Below are 18,337 nucleotides of genomic sequence, written 5' to 3'. Positions count from 1 at the left end.
TAATTTGAGCCATGGTCATCATCAGGAAGTATTTTGCCATTGTTGGACTAATCATTTGTTTTTTGTCCAGTATGACTCCATTTTTAAAAGTTCCTATCAAGGGTAACTGGAATCTTTATCAGGTGGACGCCTATCTATTTTTTATTACAATGCTGATTCTGGGAATAACAGCATTGTTATTTTTTGTTCGTGCGGTACGCGCCTATCAATGGATGACAAGACTGTCCGCATGTTGGTATCTAGTCAGTATTACCGCCGTATGGTTTAAAATCAACAATTATTTTGGCTGGGGGTTTGCGGACAAATTGTTGTCCAAATCGCTTCACATGCGCTGGGGGTGGATTGTCTATTTGATCGGGATCCTGCTATTGCTGTTGAGCACAAAGAAGATTGTGTCAACAAATGAGTGATGCGAAAAAAATAAGCTAGATATTTTATCTAGCTTATTTTTTGTTTGGACGATGCGGTATAAAATGTGCCTTTAGTTTATCCAGACCGAGATCCTCTTCAATTTTGTCTAACTCATAAGACCAGATTTTCTCATCCAAAATTTCATGCAGCACTTTCGGATTGGTGAGGTCCACAGGACGTACACGCTGCTCTCTATTGATTGGATTAGTCAGTTCCTGCAAACTGCTGCTATGTCTAATGATCTGAAAACGGAATGTCGGCCATTTTCCAACATTGGCGAAGTTTCCTGTATAAAATTGGATAGAATCGTGCGGTGGTATTTTATTGCTAAAAAGGCCTTTCACTTTATTTGCCGTAGCTTCGGAAACTGATACCAGGAGCTCATAACTTGTCTCATTGATGATATGAAGCTTGGCCAATCCATCTTTATGATCTCCGGAGATAGCCAGTAAAATTCCTTTTTCGATAAATCGATGCGGCGTCAATGGGGCGGCATGCTGATCAAGCTCGTCATCTGCTCTGCGCATATTTCCAAAGACGAGCGTGATCTTGTCCATGGGAACAGGAATTTCAAATCCTGTTTCATCTGTTACTCCGACAATATTGTTCGCTTGCATGGAAGTGATATGTCCTTCAATGGGCTCATCCACAAACCTGACTAAGTCGCCTATTCTAAATTTCATGATTAATTTACTTTTGTATCTATAATATATAATAGTTTTTCAAGATCTGAATGGTCATTGTAGAGGTGGAATCCGACCCGAATACCGGAACCACGGGGGAAACATTTTATACCTTCATCCATCAGAAGCTGAAAATTTTTGGGGTCGATCTGTATATTGAAAATATTGCTTTGCGGACGTCTATTTATAATACGATCCAGGAGTAGCCCTCTACTAGCCAGTTCAGCCCGGGCCTGTGCCACCAGATCCTGTGTATACAAGACTGTTTCAGCATATCCCCATTGTTCAAACTGCAATAGAGACTGTTGTAAGGTTCCATGAGCTAGGGTGTCCAGATGCCCTGGTTCAAAGCATAACTGTACTACGGATTTATTCATCCATTGGTTGTTGAGGTAACTGTAGTTTTTCTGGATATCAGCATAAAGGATTTCTTTAAGTCGATCGTTCAGCAGGATAAAGCCATTTCCGAATCCGGCCATTAGCCATTTGTATCCGCTGCTCAATACGGCGTCAAAGCCCGAGGTATTAAAGTCAAATAAATCAGTTCCTAAAAATTGCGTTCCATCGCCAATGATTAACAAATCAGGATGCTGATGTTTTAATTCCTGTATAAAAGAAAGGTCTATTTTTAAACCGGAGATGTACTGAACAATGGATAGAATAAGTACGTTAGGTCTAAAAGTTGCTATGGCATCCAGAATATTAGCCTCAAGCTGTTCGTCCATATTGACAAAGCTATGCTCAAACCCACTAACTATAGTTGGGAAATTTACCGAGGGATAATCATTGTCCAAAAGCAGCACCTTATAATGTTTGGGAAGGCCCGCTAGTAATGCATTGAATCCAAAAGAAAAGCAGCTTGACAAAAATACATTGGTTCCCGGACAATTGAAGAATTGTCCAAGTGTATTTCTGCAAGAATCCAACATGGCGCCCTGTTGTTCACGAAGCGATGTGTTTGACTCATGAAACGCTTGATCGCGTTGCGTGCGCCATTGCTTTGTTTCACGTGAAAGTAGACCTGAGCCGGGGGTGGTCAAGTAAGTTGTCGCTTCATCAATGTCAAAATATTTACTATATGGACTGTTCATATCTTGGGTCTTTTGTTAATATTGCTAAATAATCAGGTAAGGAAAGGTATTCACCGCCCATGCTTTCCAAATGGGACGTATGAAATTGACAGTCTATCAATTGTAGGTCTATTTCTTGCGCGAGGTAAATCAGTGCAGCTTTCGAAGCATTAGGTACTTTGGAAAACATGCTCTCTCCACAAAATACACCATTGATCAGCATACCATAGAGCCCACCTACAAGTAATCCATCTTGCCATACTTCCACTGAATGTGCATATCCCATTTCATGCAATGCTGTATAAGCCCGGATCATGTCTTCTGTGATCCATGTTCCATCTTGATCCTTTCTATTGATAGTGGAGCAATTCTGGATGACCGTATGAAAACTGCGGTCTACCGAAATGGAAAAGGTCTTTTTCCGGATACAGGCAGCCATGCTTTTGCTGATCTTGATCTTGGAAGGATAGATGACGAAGCGTGGATGAGGTGCGTACCATAATATCGGTGTATCCTCACTAAACCAGGGAAATATACCATTGCTATAGGCCAAAAGCAATCGGTCAGCCGAAAGGTCACCCCCGACAGCCAATAAACCATCTTCATCAGCGTAGCTCGGATGTGGAAACTCCAGCTTTTTGTTATCCAGTTCAAATACCATCGATCCTTTAGATAGGCCAATTTAAATTGCGTTATTCTTCTGGTTGACGAGGCTCTTTACTTATTTCTTCAAACAATTTTTCCATGTGCTCCACGTACTCATTGGTGTCATCCAGGAAAAATTCCAATTGCGGGACAATTTTGACTTGGTTTTTAATTTTTGATCCCAACTTATAACGTATCTCGGATGTTTTGGTACGTATAGCTTTCATGTCTTCCTGCGCAGTCTTCGTGTTTAAAAAGCTCAAATAAACACGTGCGATAGCCAAATCAGGAGTAACTCGAACACGTGTAACTGTAATGAATGCTCCCGGAGCCCACGCTTTACCTTCCCGTTGAAATAATGCTGCTAAATCTTGTTGAATGACTCCAGCAAAACGTTGCTGTCTCTTGCTTTCTGTTCCCATCGTATACGTTTTATGTTGAATATGCTCAATATGATACACAAAGATAAGTATTTTAGGCTAGAATCACATGCATACCTATTGACTGGCTTTAACACCCGTGTATACGAAAAAAGGCACATCTTGGTTTGACGTGCCTTTAAATTTCGATTCACAATTGGTTAGGTAATTTCTTGCAAGTTTTAAGACGTTGGGGTCTATCATATTTGGTTTTTAATCTCGGTGTATTTAAAGTGGTAAGTATTTACTAACCTTACCGGCTTTTATTTTTTCATCTCCCTTACACTACAAACATAGGAATACTTAAAAAACTGACAAAATAACTTTTAAAAATAAAGTGAGTGGTTACTTATAAAATGTGTTTATTGCGATTTAACAAACTTTTAACATTTTTTTTTTTTGTAACATATATTTTTTGATTCCAAAATTCTCCTTTTTGCCCCTCTTTTGATTATTGTTTCTCCTTGCACAGCTTGGCATTGATATAACCATTTGCAATTGGTATTTTTGCATTGTTAAAAAATCGGGTGCATTTTGATCAATAACTTCAATCTGTTTAAGAGAGATCATAAATAATGAACAGAGATCGTTTTATGCGTAAAAAAGCTGAGTTGTAAATGCGAGGTTGCGCCAATTGACAAATAACTATTTGCTGAGGATAGGCGAATGGCCCTAAGACAAAAAATGACATACAAATAAATATTCTGATGAGCTATGATCAGCTGCTAAACCGAAATGAATATTGGCTCATCATAATTTCGTTACCATAAAACAATATATATCAATGAAAATCTGGCAAAAAAATATAGATGTTGATTCGTTTGTAGAATCTTTTACCGTAGGTAATGACCGTGTGATGGACCTACAGCTTGCTGCAGCGGATGTTTTGGGCTCTTTGGCCCATACACGGATGCTAAATAGCATCAGCCTGATGACTGATGAGGATCTTGCTTTGGTACAGAAGGAACTGAAAAATATCTATAAGGAAATTTTAGCGGGGGATTTTCAGATTGAAGATTCGGTAGAAGATGTGCATTCACAGGTTGAGATGTTACTCACACAACGCATCGGCGAGGCTGGTAAAAAAATTCATTCAGGCCGATCCCGAAATGATCAAGTGCTTGTGGACTTAAAACTGTACTTCCGTACAGAGATCCAACATATTATTCAGAATACCGAAGCTTTCTTCAATGAACTGATCCAGCTTAGTGAACGTTATAAACATATTTTGATCCCAGGCTACACACATCTTCAGATTGCGATGCCATCATCTTTTGGTTTATGGTTTGGAGCTTATGCGGAAAGTCTGGTTGATGATCTGGAAATGATGAAAGCGGCCTGGAAGGTCTGCAATAAAAATCCATTGGGTTCGGCTGCAGGTTATGGTTCTTCTTTTCCGTTAAATAGAACAATGACCACACAGTTATTGGGATTTGAAGATCTGAACTATAATGTGGTCTATGCGCAGATGGGTAGGGGTAAGACCGAACGGATTTTAGCACAGGGGATGAGTTCGATCGCGGCTACATTAGCAAAGTTCGCGATGGACGTGTGCTTATATATCAATCAGAATTTTGGCTTTATTTCATTCCCGGCCCATTTGACAACAGGCTCGAGTATTATGCCACACAAGAAAAATCCAGACGTTTTTGAATTGATCCGTTCACGTTGTAATAAAATTCAGGCATTGCCGAATGAAATTGCATTGATGACAACGAATCTTCCTTCGGGTTACCATAGGGATCTCCAATTGTTAAAGGAAAATCTATTCCCAGCGTTTAAATCGCTGAATGAATGTCTTGAAATAGCGACCTTCATGCTAGAAAATATTTCTGTAAAAGACAATATCCTTGATGACCCAAAATACGATTACCTTTTCTCCGTTGAGGTGGTAAACAATGAGGTGCTTAAAGGCGTGCCTTTCCGTGAGGCTTACCGGACTATTGGTATTGATATTGACGAAGGACGTTTCAAACCATCGAAAGAGGTTAACCATACACATGAAGGTAGTATCGGAAATCTTTGTAACGATCAGATTCAACGAATGTTTCAGCAGGTAAAAGCGACTTTCGGATTTGAACAAGTAGAAAAGGCCTTGGAAGAATTGGTGAAATAAGGCCAATTATCCTACTCAGTCCGTAACACTTGGCAACAATAGTTGCTGATTGAGACATGCTTGAAGAAAAAGAGCTGTGATATATTTATGTTATCACAGCTCTTTTTTGTTATTTCTTAATTGAAAACTTAAAGTGTGTCTCTGAATCAAACGATTCACCGGCCCTTAATAGCGTGGAGGGAAATTCTGCTTGATTGGGGCTATCAGGAAAATGTTGTGTCTCCAGACAGAATCCGGCATAAGGTAGATATTTATACCCTCTTTTGCCGATATCATTTCCCGTCATCCAATTTCCGGTATACAGTTGTACTCCGGGCTCGGTAGTGAATACATCCAGCTGAATGCCTGTGTTTTTTGAGTAAGCTGTTGCGCAGGGCTGGGAGATTGGTTTATTATTGACATAACAATGGTCATAGCCTTTGGCTGCAATGAGCTGCTCATCATTTTCCGTGATGTCCTGAACAATTTTTTTAGGGGTTCTGAAGTCAAAAGCCGTCCCTTCTACCGGTACGATCGCATTGGGTACTTGATTCTCATCCACAAACAGCACTTCGTCTGAATTTATTTGAAGCACTTGTTGCAATACATCTCCGCTTCCCTCGCCATCAAGATTGAAATAGGTATGATTTGTTAAATTAATATGCGTGTCAGCATCGGACTCTGCGTGGTATTTGATAATGATTTCGTTGTTTCTCGTTAGCGTGTAGGAAACCATTATTTTTAAGTTTCCCGGGAAACCCTCCTCGCCATCTTTAGAAACGTAGTAAAATTCTACATGAGACTGATAGGTTACTCTACGGTCCCAAACTTTATCATGGAAGCCCGATATTCCACCATGCAGACAATTTGTGCCATTGTTCTGCGGAAGTGTATACTGTTTCCCGTCTATTTCAAATTTTCCGTTTGCGATGCGGTTTGCAAATCGGCCAGCGGTACAGCCATGGTATTTTTCATCGGATTCCAGGTAACCCTGAATGGAATCAAAGCCGAGAGCAACATCAACTAGGTTGCCCTTGTTGTCGGGGACTAGGATACTGACAATACGGGCGCCGTAATCCGTTAAAAGCACCTGCATACCGCCCTCATTTTTTAATAAAAGTAAATGGGTGTTTTTCCCCTCAATATTGGTTTCAAAATGTTTTGGAATAAGTGTTTGATATTTTGTCATGATTGATTCCCATTGGTATTTAGGTTAAAGATACATATAAGTCGTGAGATATGAGAATTGAGAGGGGAGACTCCGGTTAGGCGGTTTTTTCGGGTTGATCTAATAGGTGCCTAAATTTTTATTTTTTATATATTTGCGCTATGTCTGAAAAAATGAACTGGAAAGATTTGCTTTCTGCAAAACGCTGGGGCTATGAAGATAGAACAGCTGACAGCTACCTTGTGGCTAGGTCGGAATTTCAACGGGATTATGACCGGTTGATGTTTTCTTCCCCATTTCGAAGATTACAGAATAAAACACAGGTTTTTCCGCTTCCGGGAGCTGTTTTCGTACACAATAGGCTAACGCATAGCTTGGAGGTTGCCAGCGTAGGCCGTTCACTTGGCCGTATGTTTTATGCACAGTTAAAGGAGGAAAATTCCAATATAGATACCGAATACCCATTTCTTCAGGAAGTCGGAAATATTATCTCAGCGGCCTGTCTGTCCCATGATTTAGGTAATCCAGCATTTGGACATTCCGGGGAGTCTGCGATATCCACCTACTTCACAGATGGAGAAGGGCGTAAGTATCAGGAACAGGTGACTGCCGAAGAATGGGCAGATCTGACCCATTTTGAAGGTAATGCCAATGCCCTGCGGATTCTGACCCACGCTTTTCAAGGAAAAGATCCAAAAGGATTTGCTTTGACCTATACCTCATTGGCATCTATTGTGAAATATCCGTGTTTAGCTATTGATGGGCATGTCAAAAAAAGCCACCATCGCAAAAAATATGGATTTTTTACAGAAGAGCAAAAAGCATTCGAGAAAGTAGCCAATGAATTGGGGCTATTAAGAGATCCTTCCAATCCCAAGGGTTATTTGAGACATCCCTTGGTGTATCTTGTAGAAGCTGCCGACGATATCTGTTATAATATCATTGATCTGGAGGATGCACATCATTTAAAAATATTATCTTACCAAGAGGTCGAGGAACTTTTATTGCCATTATGTGGTTCCGAAAATCTTCGTGACCGATTGGACGGTTTGCTTGATACACCGAGTCGTGTAGCGCTCTTACGGGCTAAGGCAATTAATACCCTGATCAAAGGTTGTGTCGATGTATTTGTTCGTGAGCAAGAACAGTTTTTATCTGGAACTTTTTCATCCGCATTGATGGATGCACTGGATGACAGTATTGTAAAGCAAATGAACAAGATCTCAAAAATTTCTATAGCGAAGATCTATAATGCGCCAACTGTAGTCCAGATTGAGATTGCAGGCTATCGTGTTATGGATGCCCTGTTGAAAGAGTTTGTACCAGCATACCTTAAAAAGAACAAAAATAATTACGACAAGAAATTAGTCGCTTTGATTCCGGAGCAGTTTTATACAGACAAACAGGACTCCTATTCCAAAATCCGTTGTGTACTGGATTTTGTTTCTGGAATGACCGATGTATATGCCATCGAACTCTATCGTAAGATTAAAGGAATAACAATTCCGAGTATCGAATAAGTTTGCGAACAATTTATTTTGTTAGCGAGTGATCCCAGTGATCGATTTATTAAGATCAGGCTTACTTTTGTAAGCTATCTTGTCAAAGCAAAAATGAAAGTACTCGATAAGCTAAGAGCATGTACATGTTGCGTTTCAAATCTCAATATTCAAATCTCAATACTCTAAAATGAAGGTTGTAATAGCTGAAAAGCCCTCCGTGGCTCGTGATCTGGCCCGTGTGATGGGAGCGAAGGAAGTCAAAGATGGCTATATCGCCGGAAACGGCTATGCCTTTACCTATGCTTTTGGTCATTTGGTTCAACTATGCACGCCTCAGGCTTACGGTTATAATAGCTGGACCATTTCCAATCTTCCTATTATACCTGCAAATTTTAAACTGGAATCGAAAAAAGTTAAGCGGGATGGAAAGCAGATGGATGACACAGGTGCGGTCAAACAGCTCAATACGATAAAATCACTATTAGAACAGGCCGAAGAAATTATTGTAGCGACGGATGCCGGACGGGAAGGTGAGCTCATCTTTCGTAATATCTATTACTTTCTGGGTTCGAAGGTGCCGTTTAAACGGCTGTGGATTTCGAGTCAGACGGATAAAGCAATCAAAGAAGGTTTTGCTAATTTAAAAGAAGGCACTGAATACGATAGTTTATACATGTCTGCCCGCTCAAGATCGGAATCAGATTGGCTGATCGGGATCAATGCCACACAGGCGATCACCTTGGCAGCAGGCAACAAAGGGCTTCTTTCTTTGGGAAGAGTTCAGACGCCAACCTTGGCGATGATCTGCTCGCGTTACCTCGAAAATAAAGATTTTAAGCCGCAGGCATTTTATAAAATTCAGGCGGGCTTTGAGAAAGATAATATTAGCTTTAAAGCCACTTCAAACAAAATAGACAAAAAAGATGTTGCCGAACAGACCATCGCCCGATTGACTGTTGGAACAAATGCCCGCGTTGCTAAGGTTGAAGCCAAAGAGACAAAGGAACAACCCCCTTTATTGTTTGACTTGACTTCCCTGCAACAGGATGCAAACAAAAAATACGGCTACTCGGCCGACCAAACCCTGGGTATTGCGCAGACACTTTACGAGAAAAAGGTTATTACCTATCCACGTACGGGATCCCGTTATATCGGTGAGGATGTTTTCGAACATATCGAGGAACTTTTCCAGCATCTTTCGGATCATGCGGAGGAATCTATTGCTTCCATCGCGAAGAATTTAATTGGGGCAAAGTTAAATAAGCGTTCTGTTGATGACAAAAAGGTAACTGATCACCATGCGTTGTTGGTTACTGATGAAAAGCCGGGCCACATGTTGAAAGAACAGCAAAATATTTACAACATGATTGCCAAGCGTATGGTCGAGAGTTTCTCTGAAGTCTGTATAAAGGATATCACTACGGTCACGATAGATGCACAGGGGGTAGAGCTGATCGCAAAGGGAACGGTCATCAAACAGTACGGGTGGCGCCTTTCTGCCGAGCAGATAGAAGCTCCGGATGAGGATAAGAACAGCGATGACCAAGATAACGAAAATGCCCAGCTGCCTAAACTGCTGGCCGAGGAATTTCTGCAAATATTGACTTTGGAACTTGCTGAGCGTTTTACCAAGGCACGTCCGATTCATACCGAGGCTTCCCTCTTAAAAGCAATGGAAACTTCAGGTAAAGAAATTGAGGATGATGAAATGCGTCAGGCGATGAAAGACTGTGGACTGGGAACACCAGCTACCCGTGCGGCAACGATAGAGACGCTTTTTCAACGGGATTATATTAAACGGGATAAGAAAAAATTGATTCCAACAGAAAAAGGGCTAGCCGTATATAACCTTGTCAAAGATCGCTCGATCGCTAAAGTAACACTGACTGGAAAATGGGAGCAGAAGTTGGAAGAAATGCGGGCTAATAAGGTTTCTTATGATGTTTTTATGAAGCATATTAAGGATTATACGGCGAAAATTACCAAAGAGTTATTGACATTGCGTATTTCATTGGCGCAAGAGGAAGTCAAACCACAGCAGAAGGGGAAAATCAAGTGCCCCAAATGTGAGAAGGGCTTAATCCTGCTCTATGATCGGGTGGCACAATGTGATCACTACGCCCGCGGTTGTGATTTTAAGATTTGGCGAACCTTGAATGGTATTTTTCTGGAGGAAAAGGAGATGAAGAATCTGTTGGAAAAAGGGAAAACTTCGGAGTTTAAAGGTGTTAAAAATAGCGAGGGCGCCATCGTAAATGCTCCCCTTGTATTTGAAAACTTTAAAGTCAACGTGGGGTAAGCTGAAATCAGCCAACACTGGAATCGCAGTTGTCACGTAAACCAGTGCATGATTTGTACCCAAACTTCTTTCGGATGCGTTGCTATCAGAAATAGCATCTTGGGCGCTGCGGGAATAATCTCTAGTAAAGGAATAATTAATAGAATCCACAGATAAGTCCATTTATTTTTGAGATTAGTGGGCGTGGAATGTGTCTGCGTTATCGATCGAAGAGCGGGGAAAGTGGATTGCTTGTAATAAAAAAGTAGTAATGCTATATAAAATAGATAGCCTGTCAACCTGAAAAAGAAACCCACTTTGAGACCATAACCCATAATGGTCAGATCGATTACTAAAATATTGAAAATAATAGGTATGAGCATCAGTAGCCCCAAAATAACTGTACGGTTGAACAACAGGAATGCGGCGGCCATGACCTGTGAAATTCCAATGAAAGCTTTGAATGGTTGGTGGTCAAAAAGGTACCAGCCGATTTTGAATAAGCTCAAATCTTTTATGGGGGTATTGAGTTCGGCTTGGGTTAAACCTCCAAATTGTCCACCAGAGATTTTGCTCATTCCGTAACTTAGAAAAATGAGTGCTAACAATATCCTGATGGACAAGACAAGAAGTGTTTGGAATTTTTCCTCTTTTGTTGTTTCCATAATTTAGTGTTTATAATAAGATTCTTTTCATTGTCGGTTTCCATAAATTAATTTAAAGTCTTGGACCTGCAAGTCACCATATCGTAATAAGGTTTTGCTTTTCTTGTGTCCTTTTTGATTTGTATTAACTTTGCTGGCATTATGGCAACAACTTTGTATAATCCATTCAAACAATTTCAGTTTGATCCGGCTATTTGTTTTTTAACGGGCAATCAACTTCAGTCTGAGGAGGAGAGTATCCATGTCTTTCCTGTCTGGATGATGAAATCTTTTCAATTGGAAGATAAGCCGTTCAAAATGTTAGATGAGAATTTAGTGACCTATAAGTCCTTAAAACTTCCATGTTCTATCCTTGCTGCTGAAGCAATAGAGCAGATGGAACGTGCCGTTGAGCAATCATTCGAGCAAGGCTATGAAGCGGTCCGCCAATTGGATCCTTTGCTACTTTTTCAATGGATGACAAAGATCATTTATGGAGTTGTTTATAACGAAATTCTTGCAGGAATCCGCCAACAGAAAGCTTCAGGTGAGGACATGAATTTTTCACAGGCTTTGGCGCAGCGTTTTACCAACCTGCATGCCATGTTGCAGTCGTTGGTTGTTCCAATGGAATTTGAAAATACATTCCCATTTTCCCTCGTTGTTGTACCCGTAGAAAATGCACCGGATACCTTCATGTATCGTGATGAAATAAATACCCTGATTTTTTCGATTCGAATGAAAGACTTTGCGGTCATTGCTTGCCTTCAGGATAATGCGACAAACAATATCTATCACGAAGACATACTGAAAGTGATTGCTGGCAAAAAGCTTCACCCGATACAGTTTGAAGAATTATGTGCCCGCTATTTCTATTCAGCCTATTTATTCAATCGTTTGCCCGATTATACCTATTTAAATACACCGCAGAAAGTTTATGTTGAACCAATGCCTTTAGCAGATATGTCGATGAAACCAATATTTGATCATTGGCAGAACAAGACGTATGGGCAGGTATTGGAAAACTTCTGGAAGCCTTGGGGGCTGACCTTATTTGAAATTATCAAAAATCCAGAACAACCAATTAGCTTTTTGCTGGATGATCAAGGTGCTTTTATCGGGGATGTTGATATGCCTCTAAATTAAATCTGAAGAAAGTAGTGTAATAAGTTGTTCCAAATACGCGTTAAAATGGTATGATTATGGATAGGATCAGGTATGTATTCACCAAATTTTAAAATGACTGTTTTATCAGTCCTATTTTTTATCGTTTGTTTGACCTCAAAGGCACAGACTGGCGTTGTTCGTAACATTCCTACAGATAGTCTAGTTCAAAATGTGGATGATTTTCCTTATTTTAAGGGCGGGATAACGGCATGGTCAAAGTTCTTACAAAATAACCTCGATCTAACGCGTACAGCAGTTGCTATGGATAGCATTGCCTATGTAAAATATGGCTCCAAGCAAACAGCGATTCTTAATTTTATCGTTTGTGAGGATGGCGCGATTTGTAATATCGAAATTGAGAATCCAGAAAAGATAAGTCCTGAATTTGCTAAAGCAGTACTGTCAACAATGCGCAAATCACCGCAATGGATGCCAGCCTTAGTCAAAGGAAAGCCGGTCAAAACAAGATTTAGGCAACCTGTAGTTGCTGTTATTGAATAAATAAAATACAAGCTGTAATCTGAAAATTTAACCATTTATTCGCATAGTATGTCATTTTGGGATAAAGTCAAAAAAATCATGAGTGGGGAAGAGGATGAATCCTCCACTGGAAAGAAAGATGTTGAAATTACCGCCGGGGGTTCGACTGTGTATCGTTATGAAAATCAACCTGAGGAAAAAGATCCAAAAGACCTATTCCCCGAGGTACAATGTGTTTATTTGGAAGAGATTGAAGAGCATTTGGCGAAATACATCGCTGAGCCGGATTGGGTTTTTCACGAAATTATATCTGAGTTGGTGCATATTGATGTGCATTGGATCAAACCTAGCGCGAATTATCCGTACAATATCTTGGTAACATCCGGTATGAGTGACCTGCCGATGAGTGTTCCGGATGAAATAGATGATAAGCAAGCTTATGAACGTGCCGAATTGATGGTTGTCCTTCCTGCGGACTGGAAGATAGGTGAGGAGGAGTTTCAGGATGATAACAATTATTGGCCGGTCTATTTTTTGAAGAGACTCGCACGTTTTCCGCATGAGTATAAAACCTGGTTAGGTTATGGGCACACGATCCCTAACGGGATGGAAGCTGAGGAAATAGCAAATACCGGTTTTGGTTGTATGCTTTTATTGCCTCCCATGTTGAGTTTTGATGAGGAATTTTTGGAACTTCAAACGAAGGATGGTAATATCATCAATTTCTATGCGATGATTCCGGTCTACAAGGAAGAGATGGATTTCAAACTGGAAGAAGGAACAGACGCTTTATTGGATCGTTTTGACGAATATGGGATCTCAGAACTGGTCGACATAGATCGTCCAAATGTGTGTAGGAACTAGTGATCTGAGACATTCCGTTCAAAAATGCAGTATTGTTAGGGGATAATCCTCGGCAATACTGCATTTTGTCTTATAGGCTGTTTTCAATGATCGCTATTGTTTTGTCGATATCTTGCTTACTGACATTAAGGTGCGGTCTGAAGCGGATGCTTTTCTCGCCACAGCCCAACATAATCAATTTATTGGCATAAGCCCGTTTGATAAATTCGTTACGGGAATCTGCAGTATCAAAATCCAGCGCAACAAATAAGCCTTCCCCCCTTAAGTTACTGAGCTGCGGTTTATCGTTTATCAGTTCCTGCAGCTTATTTTTAAGATATATTCCCTTCTCGGCGGCATTTGCCAATAGATTCTCCTGTTCAATGACTTCCAAAATTAATTTAAAACGGAGCATGTCTACAAAATCTCCACCGAAGGTTGAGTTGATCCGACTGGATTCTTTGAATACATGATGCTCGACCTGATCAAATTTTTCCTTATTCGCCAATATCCCGCAGACTTGAGCCTTTTTGCCAAAAGCCAGGACATCAGGGATAACGCCGTAATGTTGATAAGCCCACATTTTTCCAGTAATACCCAAGCCTGTCTGTACTTCGTCAAAGATGAGCAGCACTTCATTTTCATCGCAGATCTGACGCAGTTGTTGAAAGAATTCTTTCCGGAAGTGATTGTCACCCCCCTCACCTTGTATGGGTTCAATGATAATGCATGCAATATCATTGGGATTGTTCTCAATGGCTTGATTGATCTCGGCGATTGCTTTTTCTTCCAGGTTTACTGTTTGGCTTATGCGCTCCGGTGTTAAAGGGTAAGTAAGCTTGGGATTAATTATCCGAGGCCAGTTAAACTTTGGAAAATACATATACTTTCTGGGATCCTGTGTGTTTGTTAGGGAAAGCGTATAGCCTGATCGACCATGAAAAGCCTGTTTAAAATGGATGACCTGACTGGCTTCTTTTTGTATCCCTCGTGCGAAATTAAGTCTTGTTTTCCAGTCAAATGCTGCTTTTAAGGCGTTTTCCACAGCCAATGTTCCACCCGAGATGAAGAATGTGTAAGCGAGTTCTTTGGGTATGGCCACACGGTCGAAGGTATCCACAAAATCTGCAAATTCTTTTGGGTAGATATCTGACATTGCTGGTTTGTTGACTGCCATTTTGCCGAGAAAATCGCGATGTTTAATTAAATGAGGATGGTTGTAGCCAACAGCCATGGAGGCAAACATGCTAAACATATCCAAATATTCATCTCCATTTTCATCGACAACATAAGAGCCGTGCGATTTTTCCATATCCATGACCAGTGGAAATCCGTCCGCCAATATATGTTTACTTAGTCTTTCATGTACGTTGCTCATATTTTCGAATCTGAATGGTTTATAAATCGAATTTTATACCCTGTGCTAATGGTAAGTCTGTCGTATAATTAATGGTATTCGTCTGGCGACGCATATATGCTTTCCATGCATCAGAGCCGGATTCTCTACCTCCTCCAGTATCTTTTTCTCCGCCAAATGCTCCACCGATTTCTGCGCCTGAGGTACCGATATTGACGTTTGCGATGCCGCAATCCGATCCGGCAGCACTGAGAAATAGTTCAGCTTCTCTCAGGTTGTTTGTCATGACGGCCGAGGATAGCCCTTGAGTAACGCCATTTTGGAGGGCAATCGCATCTCTTATGTTACCCTGATATTTTATTAAGTATAAAATTGGGGCGAAGGTTTCATGCTGTACGATTTCATAGTGATTTTCAACTTCCGCAATAACGGGTTGCACATAGCAGCCGCTTTCATAACCTTTTCCCTCCAGTACTTTTCCCTTAATGAGAAGTTTTCCTCCTTGTGTTTTAATTTTGTCCAGTGCGTTTAAATATGATTTTACGGCGGCTTTGTCGATCAATGGTCCTACATGATTTTTGGTGTCCAGAGGGTCACCAATTTTTAGTTGTCCATAAGCTTTGGTCAGTTGTTTCTTTACTTTGTCATATATGCTTTCATGGATAATAAGTCTTCGTGTGCTGGTGCAACGTTGTCCCGCGGTACCTACGGCACCAAATACGGCACCGATGATCGTCATGTTGAGATCGGCATCGGGAGTAACAATAATTGCGTTGTTACCGCCGAGTTCCAGCAGCGTTTTGCCTAAACGCTGCGCAACAGTAACAGCGACCTCTTTTCCCATTCTTGTTGATCCAGTTGCTGAAATTAAGGCAATGCGGCTGTCAGCAGCAAGCCATTCACCGACTTCTTTATCACCCATGACCAGATTGGAGATACCTTCTGGTAATCCGTTATTGTGAAGGATATCAGCTAATATTTTCTGACAGGCGATCGCACATAGTGGTGTTTTCTCACTGGGCTTCCATACCACTGTGTTTCCGCAAACCAAAGCGATGGCCGTATTCCATGCCCATACGGCAACGGGGAAATTAAATGCAGTAATAATTCCGACGACGCCCAGTGGATGATATTGGTCATACATGCGATGGCCCGGACGTTCGGAATGGATAGTATTTCCGTAGAGCTGTCTGGATAAACCAAGGGCAAAATCACAAATGTCGATCATTTCTTGTACTTCCCCCATGCCTTCCTGGTAAGATTTACCCATTTCATAGGAGACTAATTTTCCGAGTGTCGGTTTCAATTCTCGTAATTTATCGCCTAATTGACGGATAATGTCTCCTCTCTTTGGAGCGGGGATAAGTCGCCATTCTTTGAATGTGTTTTCGGCGGTATGGATAATGGTTTCATAATCTTTCTGGCTGCTCCCTGATACTTTCGCAATGAGTTTTCCGTCGACTGGAGATAAGGATTCGAATGCTTCGCCTCCAGAAAACCAGTTCTCGCCTGTTGACGAGCCTAAATTCAGGGAGGTTATGCCAAGTATTTTAAGTTCCTTTTTTATCATAATGGTTTATTTTATTCGTGTATTACGTTAAATGTAAGGAATAAAATTCTGTTAAACAAGTTTTGAATGAATATTGTTCAGTTTGAAAATATTTTATTATCTTAGATAAGCTAATGTAGACTATACGATGATGAAACAAATAAATGTTGATTATTTTCAAGTAGATGACCTGTTATCCGAGGAGCAAAAGCTTGTTCGTGGTGCCGTGCGTGATTTTGTCCGGTCAGAAATAAAACCTGTCATAGAAGATGCGGCACAGGCACATCAGGCAATACCGGGGTTAATGCCTAAACTTGGTGCAATAGGGGCTTTAGGGCCTTATATTCCTGTAGAGTATGGTGGTGCCGGATTGGATCAGATTTCTTATGGTTTGATCATGCAGGAATTGGAGGCTGGTGATTCTGCTGTCCGTTCGGCTGCCTCGGTGCAATCTTCTTTGGTGATGTATCCGATATATACCTATGGTAGTGAGGAGCAACGACGGAAATATCTGCCGCGACTTGCTTCGGGAGAGCTTATAGGATCCTTTGGTTTGACCGAGCCGAATCATGGATCTGATCCGGGAGGTATGGAAACACGACTGACCGCTAAGAACGGTGGTTTTCTATTAAATGGAGCAAAGATGTGGATCACAAATTCGCCGATATGCGATCTTGCCGTGGTCTGGGCACGCGATGAGGCTGGAAAAGTACGGGGGGTAATTGTTGAGCGTGGAATGGATGGTTTCGAAACGCCGGAAACATTACATAAGTGGTCGTTAAGGGCCTCTAAAACGGGTGAGTTAGTTTTTCATGATGTTTTTATTCCCGCGGAAAATGTATTACCTGAGGTAAGCTCAATGCGTGGGCCGCTGTCTTGTTTGAATTCAGCACGGTATGGAATATCTTGGGGCGTGATAGGCGCAGCGATCGACTGTTATGAAACTGCTGTTCAATATGCTTTAGAACGGGAGCAATTTGACCGACCAATTGGTGGATTCCAATTACAACAGAAGAAATTAGCCGAATTTCTGACAGAAATTACGAAAGCGCAATTATTGTCGTGGCGCTTGGGTGTCTTGAAAAACGAAGGTAAGGCAACTCCACAACAGATTTCGATGGCCAAAAGGAATAATGTGCATATGGCTTTACAGATTGCGCGTGAATCCCGACAGATCTTGGGAGGAATGGGCATTGTTGGAGATTTTCCAATAATGAGACATATGATGAATCTTGAGTCTGTTATTACGTATGAAGGAACTCACGATATTCATTTATTGATTACTGGCCAGGATATCACAGGGCTTAATGCATTTTCTTAAATCTGAATGCAAATCAAATAGGGGAACATCATATTGTTCAAATTGATGATAACAACATGATGTTTTGTTTAAGATTTCGTGTTGTTGTCTCTGATATAGTATTTAATTCACGTGGCGCAGCCATCGTTTTTGAGAAAAAGACGATGGCTGCGCCACGTTTATTCTGTTTTTAATAAATTCATTCTCCATATATTTAGTGTTTTCCTCTGATTGAATCCCATTTATCTCCCGGGAGGGAAAGCTATTTGTTTTCTTAAAAGAATTTTCGTTCAGATGCCCAAGTAATATAGATGGGTATAACAAGGATTGGCCGCCGTTATATTCCTTTTGATTCTTGGACTCTGTCGATATAATGGCTGATCATACTTTATCTAATTGCTTATCCTGGTAGATCACAAGCCCTAAAATCACAAATACTGTTTATGATCGCCCCTTTTTTACCCTTATTTATGGACAAGTTCGATTTTAATTTAGCAATAAGTTAGATTTAAGTTAGCAATCCATTAGGTTTAGTTTAGCTTTACCTAATGAAAACCTAAACTAAACCTAAACAAACCCTAACTAAACCCTAACTAAAGGCATAACTTGTCCTTGGGTTATGATTAATGTTTCCCATAGGCGATTGAATGGAAATTTTCGGGGTGCGGAAAGGCCTCCTGCGGAAAAACAATCAGCCACCGTTACAGCGAGTTAGGGGTAAAATGA

At 40.8% G+C, this 18,337-nt stretch carries 16 protein-coding genes; 8 read left to right on the top strand and 8 right to left on the bottom strand.

All coding sequences use genetic code 11. The features are described from left to right. Positions 1–71: 71 nt before the first annotated feature. On the top strand, positions 72–410 hold the full coding sequence (locus B4G94_RS03670) for a hypothetical protein (RefSeq protein WP_245971330.1): 339 nt from the start codon (positions 72–74) through the stop codon (positions 408–410). A gap of 33 nt (positions 411–443) precedes the next feature. Here the strand turns inward: B4G94_RS03670 and B4G94_RS03665 are convergent, their stop codons facing one another. From B4G94_RS03665 to rbfA, 4 genes are read right to left on the bottom strand one after another with little or no spacing between them, the layout of a single operon-like run. Continuing rightward, a complete protein-coding gene (locus B4G94_RS03665) occupies positions 444–1,094 on the bottom strand; it encodes a hypothetical protein (protein WP_108636133.1) in 651 nt (216 codons plus the stop codon). A 2-nt stretch (positions 1,095–1,096) separates the two neighbouring features. Next, a complete protein-coding gene (locus B4G94_RS03660; RefSeq protein ID WP_286857218.1) occupies positions 1,097–2,185 on the bottom strand; it encodes an aminotransferase class V-fold PLP-dependent enzyme in 1,089 nt (362 codons plus the stop codon). After that, on the bottom strand, positions 2,169–2,825 hold the full coding sequence (aat, locus tag B4G94_RS03655; RefSeq protein WP_108636131.1) for a leucyl/phenylalanyl-tRNA--protein transferase: 657 nt from the start codon (positions 2,823–2,825) through the stop codon (positions 2,169–2,171). Before aat ends, B4G94_RS03660 begins: the two co-directional genes overlap by 17 nt. Before the next feature lie 31 nt (positions 2,826–2,856). Beyond that, positions 2,857–3,231, bottom strand: coding sequence for a 30S ribosome-binding factor RbfA (gene rbfA, locus B4G94_RS03650; RefSeq protein ID WP_108636130.1), 375 nt, complete (start codon positions 3,229–3,231; stop codon positions 2,857–2,859). Positions 3,232–4,012: 781 nt separating this feature from the next. Between rbfA and argH the strand changes: the two genes are divergently transcribed. Continuing rightward, positions 4,013–5,344: an argininosuccinate lyase gene (argH, locus tag B4G94_RS03645; protein ID WP_108636128.1), complete on the top strand. Its 1,332-nt coding sequence runs from the start codon at positions 4,013–4,015 to the stop codon at positions 5,342–5,344. Between the two features lie 109 nt (positions 5,345–5,453). On the opposite strand, the gene B4G94_RS03640 is transcribed toward argH, so the two are convergent. Beyond that, entirely contained in the window at positions 5,454–6,512 is a 1,059-nt protein-coding gene (locus B4G94_RS03640; protein WP_108636127.1) for an aldose epimerase family protein, read from the bottom strand. Positions 6,513–6,652: 140 nt separating this feature from the next. Between B4G94_RS03640 and B4G94_RS03635 the strand changes: the two genes are divergently transcribed. Both B4G94_RS03635 and B4G94_RS03630 read left to right on the top strand, forming a co-directional pair. Beyond that, entirely contained in the window at positions 6,653–8,011 is a 1,359-nt protein-coding gene (locus B4G94_RS03635) for a deoxyguanosinetriphosphate triphosphohydrolase (protein ID WP_286857215.1), read from the top strand. A 169-nt stretch (positions 8,012–8,180) separates the two neighbouring features. Continuing rightward, entirely contained in the window at positions 8,181–10,292 is a 2,112-nt protein-coding gene (locus tag B4G94_RS03630) for a type IA DNA topoisomerase (protein WP_108636125.1), read from the top strand. Positions 10,293–10,324: 32 nt separating this feature from the next. On the opposite strand, the gene B4G94_RS03625 is transcribed toward B4G94_RS03630, so the two are convergent. Next, positions 10,325–10,936, bottom strand: a complete 612-nt coding sequence (locus B4G94_RS03625; protein WP_165305532.1) for a DoxX family protein — start codon at positions 10,934–10,936, stop codon at positions 10,325–10,327. Between the two features lie 141 nt (positions 10,937–11,077). On the opposite strand from B4G94_RS03625, the gene B4G94_RS03620 reads away from it, so the two are divergent. The 3 genes from B4G94_RS03620 (at position 11,078) to B4G94_RS03610 (ending at position 13,426) form a co-directional block, all read left to right on the top strand. Then, positions 11,078–12,061: a hypothetical protein gene (locus tag B4G94_RS03620; RefSeq protein ID WP_108636123.1), complete on the top strand. Its 984-nt coding sequence runs from the start codon at positions 11,078–11,080 to the stop codon at positions 12,059–12,061. Between the two features lie 93 nt (positions 12,062–12,154). Beyond that, positions 12,155–12,583, top strand: a complete 429-nt coding sequence (locus B4G94_RS03615; protein ID WP_286857213.1) for an energy transducer TonB — start codon at positions 12,155–12,157, stop codon at positions 12,581–12,583. Between the two features lie 78 nt (positions 12,584–12,661). Continuing rightward, positions 12,662–13,426 (top strand): suppressor of fused domain protein, encoded by a 765-nt coding sequence (locus B4G94_RS03610; RefSeq protein WP_206531860.1) that lies wholly within the window; start codon positions 12,662–12,664, stop codon positions 13,424–13,426. A gap of 70 nt (positions 13,427–13,496) precedes the next feature. Here B4G94_RS03610 and lat read toward each other — a convergent pair whose 3' ends face one another. Beyond that, on the bottom strand, positions 13,497–14,783 hold the full coding sequence (lat, locus tag B4G94_RS03605) for an L-lysine 6-transaminase (protein WP_286857212.1): 1,287 nt from the start codon (positions 14,781–14,783) through the stop codon (positions 13,497–13,499). 19 nt (positions 14,784–14,802) lie between these two features. Next, positions 14,803–16,332, bottom strand: a complete 1,530-nt coding sequence (locus tag B4G94_RS03600; protein WP_286857211.1) for an aldehyde dehydrogenase family protein — start codon at positions 16,330–16,332, stop codon at positions 14,803–14,805. A 127-nt stretch (positions 16,333–16,459) separates the two neighbouring features. On the opposite strand from B4G94_RS03600, the gene B4G94_RS03595 reads away from it, so the two are divergent. Next, on the top strand, positions 16,460–17,632 hold the full coding sequence (locus B4G94_RS03595; RefSeq protein WP_376786672.1) for an acyl-CoA dehydrogenase family protein: 1,173 nt from the start codon (positions 16,460–16,462) through the stop codon (positions 17,630–17,632). Positions 17,633–18,337 lie beyond the last annotated feature (705 nt).

The organism is Sphingobacterium sp. UBA7625, from assembly GCF_002484085.1.
Lineage (GTDB): Bacteria > Bacteroidota > Bacteroidia > Sphingobacteriales > Sphingobacteriaceae > Sphingobacterium > Sphingobacterium athyrii.
Note: the sequence above shows the minus strand (reverse complement) of the source record. Positions and strands in the feature narration are given on the sequence as shown.